Genomic DNA, 13527 nt, shown 5'->3' with positions numbered 1-13527 from the left:
TGAATTCATCACAAGTTTACCACATGGAGGAGACGGCTTTGATTCCAAAACTGGATTTGTATCAAAAGAAGCACGAACTGATGAGCGCGGATGAGATCCGGCCGGGGCTGGAATCAATGGAGCGAGCGCTCGCTCGGCTGGGTAATCCCGAAAAAGGCCCGCGTTTTATCCATGTCACCGGGACGAACGGCAAGGGTTCGACGGTTGCGTTCATGGAATCGATTGCCCGCGCGCACGGCCTCCGCACGGGTTCATTCACGTCTCCTGCGATGGCCGACCTCCACGACCAGATCCGGTTGGATGGCCGGCCGATCACTGCAGAAGAGGCGGATACGGCATTTGCAGAAATGAAGAAAGCGGGACTGTCCGGCATGATGACGGATTTTGAGCTGCTCACTGCCGCGGCATTTATCCTGTTCAACAACTGCAAGCCGGATCTTGTATTCCTCGAGGCCGGTATGGGAGGGCGCTTCGACAGTACAAATGTCGTCGTGCCGGAAGCATCCGTCATCACATCGGTCGGCCTGGACCATATCGGATTTCTCGGCGGCACCATTAGAGAAATCGCCTGGCACAAGGCGGGGATCCTAAAGCCTGGTGTGCCGGGAATCATCGGACCGCTCCCCGATGATGCAATGGATGAAGTCACCCGGATTGCCGAAGAGATCGGCGTGCCGATCTCCGTTTATGGTAAAGAATTCACCGCGATCCCCGGAATCCAGCCGGGTCTTTCGGGACCGCACCAGCAAGCGAACCTGGCGATTGCCGTGGAAGCGCTGAAGGCGGCCGGAATCAGCCTCGATCCATCCAGGCTGAAAACAGGAGCGGAAACCGCTTTTCTCCCCGGGAGGTTCGAAGAAATCAGTCCAGGCGTCTTCCTTGACGGTGCGCATAATCCGGCGGCTGCGGAAGCGCTCGTCCGAACGGTCAGAGAAAAGTTCGGCGGGGAAGAGAAGGTCCGGTTCATGGTCGGCATGCTTGCGAGAAAAGATTACCGGAGCGTGATCCGTATTCTCGAGCCGGTCGCGCAATCATTTGTTTTTATCGACTTCGCCCATTCCGATGCTGCGCCCGCACACCTTCTTGCAGCGTGCACCTGTCTTCCGTCTGCAACGATGAAAGCGGAACAGATTGGAGAAAGCAGTTGGTTCCGGGAAGGCTCCCCGCTGATTGTGACCGGCTCCCTCTATCTTCTTTCGGAACTCCGCCACCGTTTTCTATAATTTTTCGAAAATTGAAAGACACCACTTCAAAGATTTGGTAAAGTATGAAGTAATCAATGCAAATCCGGATCCTGGGGAGGAGGAGAGGGATGGTTCAGTTCAGAGGGCAGACGCAGCTCGCTGTTCTGGTTGCCTGGCTGCTTGCGGTTCCGGCAGGCTTTGTATGGCTCTGGCGCACCAGGGTGCCGCTCGATTCCGGAAACATCCCGGTTCTCGTGGCAGCCGCGCTGCTTGCCATGGCGGCTGTGTACTTTCCTGTCTTGCGAAAAGGGACCCGCCTGACACTCGTCGGCTGGCTGACACTCCCGGCATTTTTTCTTGGAGGGATTTTCGTTGAAGCGGTGATGATGCAAGTGGCGCTGCTGGCAGCCGTGCCCGGCAACAGGAAAAGTCCGGATCCGCTGCAACGCTTTTTCCTCCATTCCCTGATGTATTTTGTTTTGTCTGTTGTTTCCGGTGCTGCTTTTTATGCGTCCGGCGGCAGCATCAGGGAAACCGGCTTTTCGGATTTTGTGTTGCCGGCTGCCGTCTACCTGGCCGTCCATACTGCCGGAAAGATCGGCTTCCTTCATCTTTATCGGAAGCTGATCGGAAACCCGCATCGGTTCCCGCTGCGGCGGATCAGGCAGGACCTCGTTGCGGCACTTGTCATCCTGCCTTATGCACTGTCCGGTTACTATCTGTATCTCGCCATCGGTCCGGCAGGTTTGCCGATCATGGCTGTCCCGTTTTTTAGTGTCATTTTCCTGGTGCGGCGGTACGATACGACGGAGCGGATCAATGACATGCTGGCCAAAGCCGCTGAGCTTGGCCGCGGTATGTCCGGAAAACTGACTCAGCCGGAAGTGCTGGATCTGTTTGTCCGGAGCATGCCCAATTTATTGCCCGTGGATCTCCTTTATGTGTATGACATCAGAAACGGCCGGGTTGAGCCTCTGAAAATCATGGGGAACGGGGAAATAGCCTCTGCCGGGTGGCTGCATATGGATGCGGACACGGGGATCGGTTCGATGGTCTATCATTCCTCAAAGGGCCGTCTTTTCGGATGCCGGAATGAGTGGGAAGCCTATCTGAATGGCTCTCATCAGCCTGAAGCGGAAAGCCTGATCGGCGTCCACATCGTCCGCAACCAAATGATCGAAGGCGTCATCGGGGTCATGTGCAAGCGGCAATACGCCTATGAAGAATACCATCTCCGTGTTTTGGAATTGCTCGGCTCCTATTTGGCAGTAGCCCTTGAAAAATCCCGGCATGTTCTGAGGACTGTGCAGGAAAGCGAACGATGCGCGCTGACGGGGCTGTACAACTACCGGTACATGGAGAATGCAGTTCACCGGCTGATGGAACAAGTGAACAGCGGGGGGCTGGATGTGCTTTCCTGTGTGATGCTCGACATCGACCATTTCAAGAACATCAATGACATCCACGGACATCACGGAGGAAACAGGGTGCTGGTTGAATTTGCGCGGCTGCTGCAGGAACGGTCGGACGCCTCCTGGACAGCCAGCCGCTACGGCGGTGAAGAGTTTATCCTCCTTATGCCGGGGGTGGCAAAGGATGAGTCCGTCGCCTTTGCCGAAGCGTTCCGAGCAGAGGTCGAGAATCATGCATTTACAGTGGAGCCGGGCGGGGAAACAGGGCCTGCAATGATTCCGGTCACTGTCAGCATCGGGGTGGCGACGGCACCAGCGGACGGCGAGAGCGGGATGGAGCTGATCCGTAACGCCGACCGGGCGCTATACACAGGTGCCAAGCAGGTCGGACGGAACAAGGTCGCCGCCTATACGGGATAACGACGGGGAGTGAATAAGATGGAAATCGGGAAGGGGGAGCGGATTTTGCTGCCGATGGCCTGGCTGCTGCTCGTGCCGGGCGGCATGGCCCTGCTTTGGCAGTTCGGCCCGGATATCGATGACTGGATCGCCTTCGCCATTATGGCAGGGGCTGCATTCGTCACCGGTCTGTTTCCGCTGGAGTTCAGGAACATTGCGGTTTCGTTCCAGCAGTGGCTTCTGTTCGCGATCTTTCTCCGCTTCGGCGCAGCGGCGGAAGTGCTCGTTTCACAACTGATTGTGCTCGCGACCGTTTTCTTTTCCAAGTCGGTGCTGCCTCCTGTCCATCGGTTTATGATCAATTCGCTGATCTTCTTTTGCTCGTCCGTAATGGCGGCGGGGGTGTTCTTTCTCTCGGGGGGCGTGACCGGCAGTACGTCCGTCTCTCATGTGGCAGGCTACGGCCTGTTGTACATGGTAACCTATCTTGCAACTAACCACCTCTGCCTCCTGACTGACTCAAAATGGTCCGGCAGGCCGTACAACCTGCGGTCACGGGAAACGTTGTGGGATGCGGCATCCCTTCTCGTCACCTACCCGTTCGGGATTGCCGCCTACTTCCTTGAACTAACATACGGCCCCGGAGGCCTTGTTCCGATTCTGATTCCGTTTTTTATCGCGCTTTTGTTCGCGGCACGCTACAACACGAGCGAAAGCGTGAACCGGAGACTCGAATCCGCCTCAAAGATAGGCTATGAGCTCGCGGGCCGGCTGAACAGCGAGGAGCTGATCCGCCTTTTTATCCACAGGATCCGGCAGGTGAAAGAAGCGGATGCCGTCTATCTGATTGAGTCATCGGAAGGCCGGTTCCTTGCTACAAATGCATGGGAGGAAGACAAGCTTACCAACAATCCGCGCCATCTTCTGATTACGGACAGTAACAGGAGCGGTTTTGACAGGCTGAGGGCAGCCGTATTCGGCACGGCAGCGGAATGGAAGAGGGCATTGCCTTTCCGGCTGCCCGAGGGGATCGAGAGCGTTATGGTCGCTCCACTGTCGGAAGAAAATCAGCTCACCGGTTTTGTCGTGGCAGGTTCTTACAGGCGCCACCTGTTTGATCGGGAGGATTGCCAGATTTTCGACCTTTTGTGCACCCACTTCACCGTGTCGCTGGAAAAGGCGAGGTATTTCGAGACCGCCGCTTCGTACAGTGAACGCTGCCCTCTGACGGGACTGCGCAACTACGGATGGCTGGAGCGCGAACTTGAGCGCCGGGTAAGCAATGTGAACGGCGGCGTCCTCAGCAGGCTGTCGCTCATCATTCTGGACATCGACCACTTCAAAAGGCTGAACGATACATACGGCCACCAGAGCGGGAATGATATTCTGATCAGTCTCGCTGCAATCCTTGAGAAAAACACGGAAGGCAAAGGACAGGTTGCCCGTTTCGGCGGAGAAGAATTTGTCATTCTCCTGCCGGGATGGCGGAAGGAAGAAGCCGTTGAGTTCGCGGAAACACTCCGAAAGTACATCGAGCACTCGATATTCGAAATCAGGCCGGATCTCGGGGCGGAACGGCAAAAGGAGTTCGTGGGCATCACCGCAAGCTTCAGTGTCGCAAGCGTTCCCGAAGACACGGACGATCCAATGGACCTGCTCAGAAATGCCGACCGTGCCCTTTACGTCGGAGGAAAACAATCAGGGAGAAACAAGGTAGGCGTATATGGAAGGTGACGAGACCGGGCACTTTATACTGTTCAGGCCTGCGCATGAAACGCGGATCCAGTCCCGGCAGACGCTGCAGACCGAGCGACAGGTACTGTCGTCTCTCCAGCAGCAGGCTTCCCGCGAATCGGGAAGCGGGCCGGCAAGCACGCTTCCGCTCCAGCGCCGCGTGCCGGTCCTTCCGGCAGAAGAAATCGTCCTGCTCCAGGTCGGCAAGGCCGAAGTGGTATCCGGCACGGAAATCCAGAATGTGGCGTTTTCGACCGGCGAGATGGTCATCGGGAACCTGCCGGAAGGTGTACCGATTCGGTCAATTTTCACCGGCCCGCAGGAAAAAAAACGGGGAGGCGCAGGATGACGAGCCGATTACGTTCGGGGAAGAAACGGAACAGGAGGACTGACTGTGGACTGGATTTGGGCGATGATGTTTTTCATATACGGACTCGTGTTCGGGTCGTTTTATAATGTGGTCGGCCTCAGGGTCCCGGAAAAGCAGTCGATCGTCCGTCCGCCGTCCCGTTGCCCGGGTTGCGGGCGGCGGCTGACGGCGGCCGACCTTGTGCCGTTTTTCTCGTTTGTGTTCCTTAAGGGGAAATGCCGAGGCTGCGGCTTGAAGATCCACTGGGTGTACCCGGTGATGGAGCTCCTGACCGGCATCGCCTTTGCGCTGGCGTATCTCCGCTTCGGATTTACCGGCGAACTGCTGGTGGCGTTGCTGTTCCTGTCACTACTTGTCATCATCACCGTTTCGGATATCGCTTATATGCTCATCCCTGACAAGATTCTCCTTGCACTGGGCATCCCGGTTTTCTTGCTTCGCATCGCCATGCCGACGGATCCTTGGTGGGACGGGCCGGCTGCGGCACTGGTCATGCCGGCGCTCTTGCTGTTTATCGCCATCGTCTCGAAGGGCGGCATGGGCGGCGGGGACATTAAGCTGTATGTCGTCATCGGGCTCGTTCTCGGCCTGGCGGATTCGTTTCTGTCGCTGTTCATCGCTGCGCTGGTGGGGGCGGTTGCCGGTTTTATCCTCCTGAAACGTCAGGGAAAGGGGCGGCGCACGCCGGTCCCGTTCGGTCCGTCGATCGCGTTCGGTGCGACAATCGCATATCTGTACGGCGATCAAATTGTCGGCTGGTATCTGAACCTGTTTGTTTAACCCGATAAATTTAAAGGACAAGACGACAGCCGTCTTGTCCTTTTTTATCGTCCGGATGGTATCGTTCCTCTTAAAAGGGGTGGTGTCATGCGGTTACGGAAAAAGTATTCACGCGGTGCGATCGCGATGGCCATGCTGCACGGCTTCCTGATGGGGATCGGCGGCGTGCTGCTGTTCGGGTTCATCGTCATGTCGGAAGACGGGAAGTCGGGTGGCGCGGAAACGCCGGAGGCCGGGGAAACGGTGCCTGCGGATGCGGAACCGGCAAAGGAAGGCGTGAAAAAAGAGGAAGGCGATGAAGCAACGGGCAACCGGAAAACGATGTTCTTCGCGATTCAGCATGGCATGTTTTCAAGCTACGATGCGGCAACCGGGTTCCTTTCTTCACAGGCCCAGCTGGACAAGGCCGCGATTGTCCGTGTGGCGGACAAGTTCTATCTTTGGTCGTCGATCCACCTGACCGACTCCGAGGCAAGGGCCTCCGTCGTGAAAGACACGTTCATCAAGCCATTCACGATTGACGCGGCGGCGTGCCCTTCGGAAACAAGCGGGAAACTGCCGGTTTTGCTGACTGCGCAGGAAGCGTCAAAATTCAATTTTGATGATAAGACGAAAGATGAGGCCCTGCCGGAAGGATGGAAAAAGAATGTCGGCGCCGTAAAGGGGATTACGGACGATCCGGCCATCATGAGGCTGCATCTGGTCAGCCATTATTCCGAATCGGCCGAGTGCCTCAAAATTGAATTTTAAGCCGGTTTCCGTGCTTGAAATTGGAAAGTGCGGATTTCTCTATTTTCTCCCTCTCGGCTATGATGGGAACAAACCGTTTAGGGGGAGTGGCAAATGGAATTCAAGACGAACCGTCAGGTGGTCCTCGCATCGGGATCGCCGAGAAGAAGCGAGCTCATGGGCGTGGCGGGCATCCCGTTCATTGTCCGGAAACCGCAAGTGCAAGAACCGCCGATCCGTCAGAGGGAAAACCCGGCAAATTATGCGGAACGGCTAGCCGCGCTGAAGGCGCGGGACGTGGCGGAACGTGAACCCGGAGCGGTGGTGATCGGAGCGGACACGGTCGTCCATCAGGAGGGACGGGCGTACGGGAAGCCGTCCGGCAGGGAAGAAGCGAAGGCATTTCTCGAGTCGCTTTGCGGTTCTGTCCATAGCGTCTCGACGGGGGTCTGCGTGACGGACGGGGAACTGGAGCGCACATTCTCGGTCACCACAGACGTCGAATTCCGGGAGGCCCCGCATTGGTTGATCGACCGCTATGTGGACTCCGGCGACCCGATGGACAAGGCCGGTGCATACGGCATCCAATCCGGCGGCGCCCTGTTTGTGAAGGGAATCAGGGGAGACTATTACGCCGTTGTCGGGCTCCCGATTGCAGATATGTTCGAGGTGCTGGATGAGATGGGAGTGATCTCCGCCGGGAAGGGGGACGGGCTTTGACGACGGACCTGTATGTGCCGAAGATCAGCGAGCTCCATATCGCCGACCGGCCGAGGGAGCGGCTGATTCACCAGGGCGCCGAAAGCCTGTCCAACCAGGAACTGATCGCGATTCTGCTCCGGAGCGGAACCAGGCAGGAATCGGTCCTCCAGCTTGCCAACCGGGTGCTGGCTTTTTTCGACCGGATCCAGGACATGCAGCATGCGACAATTGAGGAAATGACATCGGTAAAAGGCATAGGAGAGGCGAAGGCGGTACAGCTGTTGGCCGCGGTCGAGCTCGGCAAGCGTCTGACCCGAAAGCAGTCGACGGAACGCTACGTCATCCGCTCGCCAGAAGACGCAGCGGCTTACCTGATGCCGGACATGTCGAACCTGAACCAGGAGCACTTCGTCGTGCTGTTCCTGAACGTGAAAAACGAAGTGCTCCACAGCCGGACTATCTTTATCGGAAGCCTGAACTCTTCGATCGTCCATCCGAGGGAAGTGTTCCGGGAAGCGGTCAAGCGTTCCGCGGCCTCCATCATCTGTGCCCATAACCACCCGAGCGGCAACCCGGCCCCGAGCCCGGAAGACATCGAAGTCACCAAACGACTCGCCGAAGCCGGCAGAATTGTCGGCATCGATCTCCTCGACCACATCATCATCGGAGACCATAAATTCCTCAGCCTGAAAGAAGGAGACTTTATTTGAAGGCTTGGGAACACGGAGAGCTGTGAAAGAGCGTTCTGCTGTGACGGCTTTTCATTGGGGGAAGGCCGAGACTCCTCGAAATCCTTCGTGAGATGCGGATTCGGGGAAGTTTCTCTTTCCTGGGGAGAAGGGCGGTCAGGCGAGACCTGTCAGATGGAGTTGCGGAGGTTTGCGCCGGGCCGCGGTACACGGGGGCCTGAAGTGAAAATCAACCCACATGCAACCTGACCGAAGCAAGAATATACTTACTTTAAACTATTATGCGTAATAGCTTCACATAAGATTGTCACTTTCTCGCGCTATCCGTTATAATGATGTGTATGATTTCAAACCGGCAACACTAACGGCCGCGCAGAAAGGGAGATTAATAGCGTGTTTGGACTCGGATCAAAAGATGTCGGGATTGACCTCGGCACAGCAAATACACTGGTTTTCATCAAAGGCAAGGGGATTGTTCTCCGCGAACCGTCAGTCGTCGCGAAGAACGTCAAAACAGGAGAGATTGTCGCGGTCGGGAACGACGCGAAAAACATGATCGGCCGGACACCGGGCTCGATCGTCGCCACTCGTCCGATGAAGGACGGCGTCATCGCGGACTTCGATACGACGACCGCCATGATCCAGTATTACCTGCGCGAAGCACAAAAAGCATCAGGCGGCACATGGAAAAAGCCGAACGTCATGATCTGTGTACCATACGGCATCACATCGGTCGAACAGCGTGCCGTGATCGACGCCTCCCGCCAGGCAGGCGCAAAAGACGCCTTCACGATCGAAGAGCCGTTTGCGGCAGCCATCGGCGCGAGTCTTCCAGTTTGGGAACCAACAGGAAGCATGGTCGTCGATATTGGGGGCGGGACGACGGAAGTGGCTGTCATCTCGCTCGGAGGCATCGTGACGAGCGAATCGATCCGCGTCGGCGGCGACGCCATGGACCAGGCAATCATTTCGTATATCCGCAAAACCTACAATCTGACAATCGGTGACCGTACGGCTGAACAGATCAAAATCGAAATCGGCTCCGCCACAGTCACCGAGAAGCCGGAAAAGATGGAGATTCGCGGACGCGACCTGCTGACCGGCCTTCCGAAGACAATCGAAATCTCTTCGGAAGAAATCGCGGAAGCGCTCAAGGAATCCATCACGGCCATTATCGACGGCGTGAAAAAGACCCTCGAGCACACACCGCCTGAACTGTCCGCGGACGTCATGGAGCGCGGGATCGTGCTCACGGGCGGCGGCGCGCTTCTCGCCAATCTTGACAGAGTCATCGCAGAAGAAACGAACATGCCTGTTTCCATCGCTGAAGACCCGCTTGACTGTGTGGCGATCGGCACCGGCAAGGCGCTCGATAACTTTGATGTCATCAAGAAACAGCAAGCCAGATAATACGGGAGTGAAGGCAGCATGCCGCAGTTTTTCTCTAACAAACGGCTGATCCTTCTCCTCGTCGGTGTCATCGTACTGGTCGCCCTGATCTTCTTCTCGCTCAGGGACCGCGATCATGCGAACTTGCCCGAACAGATCGTGAAAGATGTCGTCGGCTTCGGACAGCAGTTGTTTTCGAAGCCTGCGCACTACATAACGGACCTGATCGACGATGTGGATTCACTTCTGAACACCTATGAGGAGAACCAGCGCCTGCGCGAACGGCTCGTTGAGTATGCAGCCGTCCAGGCAGAACTTAGTGATGTCCGAAAAGAGAATGAGCGGCTGAAGGACATTGTCGGCAAAGAGGACGATCTCCGGGGCTTCGAACCGATCCACGCGTCGGTCTTGGCAAGAAACCCCGACCAGTGGGAAGAGAAAATTGTCATCGACCGCGGTGAAACCCACGGCATAGAAAAGAACATGGCGGTCATGACGTCCCAAGGCCTGATCGGAAAAGTCATCCTGACGACGCCGTTCACGTCCACGGTCCAGCTGCTTGCGACGCAGGACCCGGCTTACCGGGTTTCCGCGCTCGTTGTCGGAAAGACGGAGGCGTTCGGATTGATCGAAGGGTATGATACCGAGCGCCGTGAGCTGATTCTCCGGAGGATCGATGCCTCATTCGAGATCAAGGAAGGCCAAAAAGTCATTTCTTCCGGTCTCGGCGGCATCTTCCCGAAAGGGCTTCTGATCGGGGAAATCACAGAGGTGACGACGGATGACTTCGGTCTGACGAAGCAGGCACACATCAAGCCCGCTGCCGATTTTGCGATGCTGGAGCATGTCATCGTCGCAAAACGGAAATCGACGGAAGTCGACGGCTCTGATGCCGGCAACACGGACGAGGCAAAGGATAAAACGGCGGATGGCGGGAAAGACGGGGACGGGTCATGACGCGGCTCCTGATTCCATTTGTCGCCGTCGTTTTATTCTATTTGGAACCGGTGTTCGGCTTGTTTTCGCCGGTTGAAATCGGCGGGGTGTACTACTATCTGATCCCCCGGTTTCTGATCATGTTCCTGATCTTTGTCGGGGTGTATTACAACCGGCAGCGTGCCCTGATGTACGCAATCATTTTCGGACTCTTGTACGATCTATTTCACATTGATATTATTGGTCTATACGCCTTCCTGTACCCGGCCGTCTGCCTGCTGGCCATCTGGGCCGTCAGGCATATCCATCAGCACATCATCGTCGTCACGCTGATCACGCTTCTCCTCGTGGCAGTGCTTGAAACGGCGCTGTACGGTTTCTTCACGATGATCGGGTTCATCGGGATGCCATTCGGAGAGTTTGCCGCGACACGCCTCGTGCCGACGATGATTGCCAACTCGGTGTTCCTCGTCCTATTGGGCTGGGTGTTCAAATCGCTTGCCAACCGGCGGAGCATCCAGAAGAGGGAAGGTATGTTGTAAGCATGGAGGAGAATTGGGGTGACGCAAGTGACTAAAAAACAGCTTGTCATGATCAAAGGAACGAAGTCGGGCCTCGTGTTGCGCCTTGACGACCAATGCGCCTATTCCGAACTGCTATCGGAATTGGAGCAGAAAGTCCGGGAGGAAGCGCTCGAGGGGACGACGGAGATCCAGCTCCACCTCGGCAACCGGTACTGTACCGATGAGCAGGTAAAGGAGCTCATCAACTGTGTCCAGAAATCTCCCCATCTCCGAGTAACGAAAGTTCAGGGCGACGTCATCCGGGTGGAAGAGTGCAATCGACTCATCAAGGAAAACCAGTCCGAGACGTTCGTCGGAATCGTGCGTTCCGGGCAGGTTGTGCAGGCAGAGGGAGATCTCGTCATCATCGGTGACGTGAATCCGAACGGGAAGGCCATCGCGAACGGAAATATTTTCGTCCTCGGACGGCTGAAGGGCATTGCCCATGCCGGCGCCGGGGGCAATCTTGACGCGGTCATCGCGGCTTCCTGGCTGGAAGCGACGCATCTGATGATCGCCGATAAAGTGGAGACGATGACAGATGAACTGACGATTCTGTCCGAACGTCCGGAAATGGAATGTGCCTACATCCACCGGAACGGCTTCATCGCCATCGACCGACTTCAGGAGCTCCGCATCCTGAGGCCGAATTTATCTACATTCAAGGGAGGAAGCTAATGTGGGAGAAGCCATCGTTGTGACATCGGGGAAGGGGGGCGTCGGCAAGACGACGACGACCGCCAACCTGGGAACTGCATTGGCCCTTCAAGGCAAGAAAGTCTGCCTGATTGACACGGACATCGGCCTCCGGAACCTGGACGTCGTACTCGGCCTTGAAAACCGGATCATCTATGATCTTGTCGATGTGGTGGAAGGACGCTGCCGTGTCAACCAGGCGCTTGTGAAAGATAAGCGCTTTGAGGACCGGCTGTTCCTTCTCCCGGCGGCACAGACAGCGGACAAGCTGGCTGTATCGCCGGAGCAAATGAAGGAGCTCGTCACCGATCTGAAACGCGAATACGATTACATCCTGATCGACTGCCCGGCCGGCATCGAGCAAGGCTACCAGAACGCGGTCGCGGGTGCTGATCGAGCCATCGTCGTGACCACGCCGGAAATCTCCGCCGTGCGCGACGCCGACCGGATCATCGGCCTGTTGGAGCAGGAAGAGGGCATCGAAGCGCCCAAGCTGATCATCAACCGGATCAAGCGCCATCTCATGGACTCCGGCGAAGCGCTCGATGTGAACGAGATCACGACCCACTTGTCGATCGATCTCCTCGGCATCGTCATGGATGACGAGAACGTCATCTCTTCATCCAATAAAGGCGAGCCGGTCGTCCTCAATCCGGCCAACCGCGCTGCGACGGGCTACCGTAACATCGCCCGCCGGATCCTTGGCGAGTCGGTGCCGCTCATGTCCATGGACGAACAGAAAAAAGGGCTCTTCGGCAAGTTGAAATCTCTTTTCTCGAAATGATCGTTTCCCGGGAAATCGAGCGGATAGAAGAAAATTCGACAATGTGACCCCCATCACATGCCTGTTTAGGCGTGCGGATGGGGGTTTTTATTATGAAAGGAGGCAATGGGGATGGGGAAGCGCGTTGTGCAGGAACGGCTGGCCGCTATGGCCGTTATTGAGTCGAGGGTGCGGACCGGGCATCCGTCTTACGGACGGATAAAAGAGGACCTCGACATGCGTCTGGCCGGTTACGCCGGAGAGAAAAAAGCCGATTTTTATATGGAAGAGGCAACGCTGAAGGACAAGCCCATGGTTCTCAAGGATGTGATGGTGCCGGCCGGCGGAAAGCGGGTTCAGGTGGATACGCTGGTGCTCCACCCGGCATTCGTGTTGGCAGTCGAAGTCAAGAACATGACCGGTGAACTCTACTTTGACGAAGACACCGGACAATTTTACCGGATTAAAAACGGTGTGCGCGAAGGCATGCGAAATCCCGAAGACCAACTGAACCGTTCGATTGCAGCGACGGAACGCTTTCTCGCATCCATTGAATTGCCGGTGAGGGTCCACGGCGCCATCGTGCTCGCAAGCTATAACGGACTGATTATCCAAGGCCCCGCCAGTAAACCCATATTCCCCGTCGACCGGCTGCCGGGACACATCGAGAAACTGGAAAAGGAGAACCGGGCCGTATTAAAACGGACGGACTTGCAGTTTATCGTGGATACGCTCAGCCTTCTGTCCCGGGAAAAACAGGACCAGTATTTTAAATGGTACAACCTTACAGACGATGACATCGATTTCGGTGTCCGGTGCCCATCCTGCTTTAAAATCGGGATGGAGCGCGGACACGGAAAATGGATCTGCAAAAAGTGTAATTCCGATTCCGCCGACGCCCATCTTGCGACACTGCAGGAATATCGGGTGATTTATGGGGAGGTAGTAACCAGTAAGATATTGAAGGATTTGATGAAACTCCCAAACATTTACCTTGCAAACCGCCTATTGCAAGAGAAATTCTCCACCATAAATGAAAACAAGAGAAACAAACAATATCGAGTCAAGTCAGATCTATCATTATTGGAACCCTTTATCAAACATCTACTCTATCGTAGGTAAGCTGCTGCAAGGGTCGGCCGTTTGCAATATGGCCTTCGGATTTGCCTCAAGGGTTCGCC

Annotated in this window: 14 protein-coding genes; all 14 read left to right on the top strand. The window is 56.1% G+C overall.

The genetic code is table 11. From position 1 onward, the window contains the following. Positions 1 to 38: 38 nt before the first annotated feature. The 14 genes from BLT01_RS08295 (at position 39) to BLT01_RS08230 (ending at position 13468) form a co-directional block, all read left to right on the top strand. A complete protein-coding gene (locus BLT01_RS08295) occupies positions 39 to 1223 on the top strand; it encodes a bifunctional folylpolyglutamate synthase/dihydrofolate synthase (protein ID WP_176765094.1) in 1185 nt (394 codons plus the stop codon). 89 nt (positions 1224 to 1312) lie between these two features. Beyond that, the gene (locus BLT01_RS08290) at positions 1313 to 3016 is read left to right on the top strand and encodes a GGDEF domain-containing protein (protein ID WP_176765093.1); all 1704 of its coding nucleotides are present in this window, start codon (positions 1313 to 1315) and stop codon (positions 3014 to 3016) included. 18 nt (positions 3017 to 3034) lie between these two features. After that, positions 3035 to 4729 carry a GGDEF domain-containing protein gene (locus BLT01_RS08285; RefSeq protein WP_092096984.1) on the top strand — a complete coding sequence of 565 codons (1695 nt, stop codon included), beginning with the start codon at positions 3035 to 3037 and terminating at the stop codon, positions 4727 to 4729. Further along, positions 4719 to 5078, top strand: a complete 360-nt coding sequence (locus BLT01_RS08280; protein WP_092096982.1) for a hypothetical protein — start codon at positions 4719 to 4721, stop codon at positions 5076 to 5078. The genes BLT01_RS08285 and BLT01_RS08280 overlap by 11 nt, the downstream gene beginning before the upstream one ends. Positions 5079 to 5123: 45 nt before the next feature. Then, positions 5124 to 5879, top strand: a complete 756-nt coding sequence (locus BLT01_RS08275; RefSeq protein ID WP_092096979.1) for a prepilin peptidase — start codon at positions 5124 to 5126, stop codon at positions 5877 to 5879. Positions 5880 to 5966: 87 nt separating this feature from the next. Continuing rightward, positions 5967 to 6629 carry a hypothetical protein gene (locus BLT01_RS08270; protein WP_092096976.1) on the top strand — a complete coding sequence of 221 codons (663 nt, stop codon included), beginning with the start codon at positions 5967 to 5969 and terminating at the stop codon, positions 6627 to 6629. Between the two features lie 93 nt (positions 6630 to 6722). Continuing rightward, positions 6723 to 7328, top strand: a complete 606-nt coding sequence (locus tag BLT01_RS08265; protein ID WP_092096974.1) for a Maf family protein — start codon at positions 6723 to 6725, stop codon at positions 7326 to 7328. Further along, complete coding sequence (radC, locus tag BLT01_RS08260) at positions 7325 to 8020, top strand: RadC family protein (RefSeq protein ID WP_092096971.1); 696 nt, start codon at positions 7325 to 7327, stop codon at positions 8018 to 8020. Before BLT01_RS08265 ends, radC begins: the two co-directional genes overlap by 4 nt. Before the next feature lie 372 nt (positions 8021 to 8392). Then, complete coding sequence (locus BLT01_RS08255) at positions 8393 to 9409, top strand: rod shape-determining protein (RefSeq protein ID WP_092096968.1); 1017 nt, start codon at positions 8393 to 8395, stop codon at positions 9407 to 9409. Between the two features lie 18 nt (positions 9410 to 9427). Further along, positions 9428 to 10345 carry a rod shape-determining protein MreC gene (gene mreC / locus BLT01_RS08250; RefSeq protein ID WP_092096965.1) on the top strand — a complete coding sequence of 306 codons (918 nt, stop codon included), beginning with the start codon at positions 9428 to 9430 and terminating at the stop codon, positions 10343 to 10345. Next, positions 10342 to 10866, top strand: coding sequence for a rod shape-determining protein MreD (gene mreD / locus BLT01_RS08245; protein WP_092096962.1), 525 nt, complete (start codon positions 10342 to 10344; stop codon positions 10864 to 10866). The genes mreC and mreD overlap by 4 nt, the downstream gene beginning before the upstream one ends. A 27-nt stretch (positions 10867 to 10893) precedes the next feature. Beyond that, positions 10894 to 11565: a septum site-determining protein MinC gene (locus BLT01_RS08240; RefSeq protein WP_092097195.1), complete on the top strand. Its 672-nt coding sequence runs from the start codon at positions 10894 to 10896 to the stop codon at positions 11563 to 11565. A 1-nt stretch (position 11566) separates the two neighbouring features. Continuing rightward, positions 11567 to 12367, top strand: coding sequence for a septum site-determining protein MinD (gene minD / locus BLT01_RS08235; RefSeq protein WP_092096959.1), 801 nt, complete (start codon positions 11567 to 11569; stop codon positions 12365 to 12367). A gap of 111 nt (positions 12368 to 12478) precedes the next feature. Further along, a complete protein-coding gene (locus BLT01_RS08230) occupies positions 12479 to 13468 on the top strand; it encodes a nuclease-related domain-containing protein (RefSeq protein WP_176765092.1) in 990 nt (329 codons plus the stop codon). Positions 13469 to 13527 lie beyond the last annotated feature (59 nt).

This window comes from Bhargavaea beijingensis, assembly GCF_900101985.1.
Lineage (GTDB): Bacteria > Bacillota > Bacilli > Bacillales_A > Planococcaceae > Bhargavaea > Bhargavaea beijingensis.
Note: the sequence above shows the minus strand (reverse complement) of the source record. Positions and strands in the feature narration are given on the sequence as shown.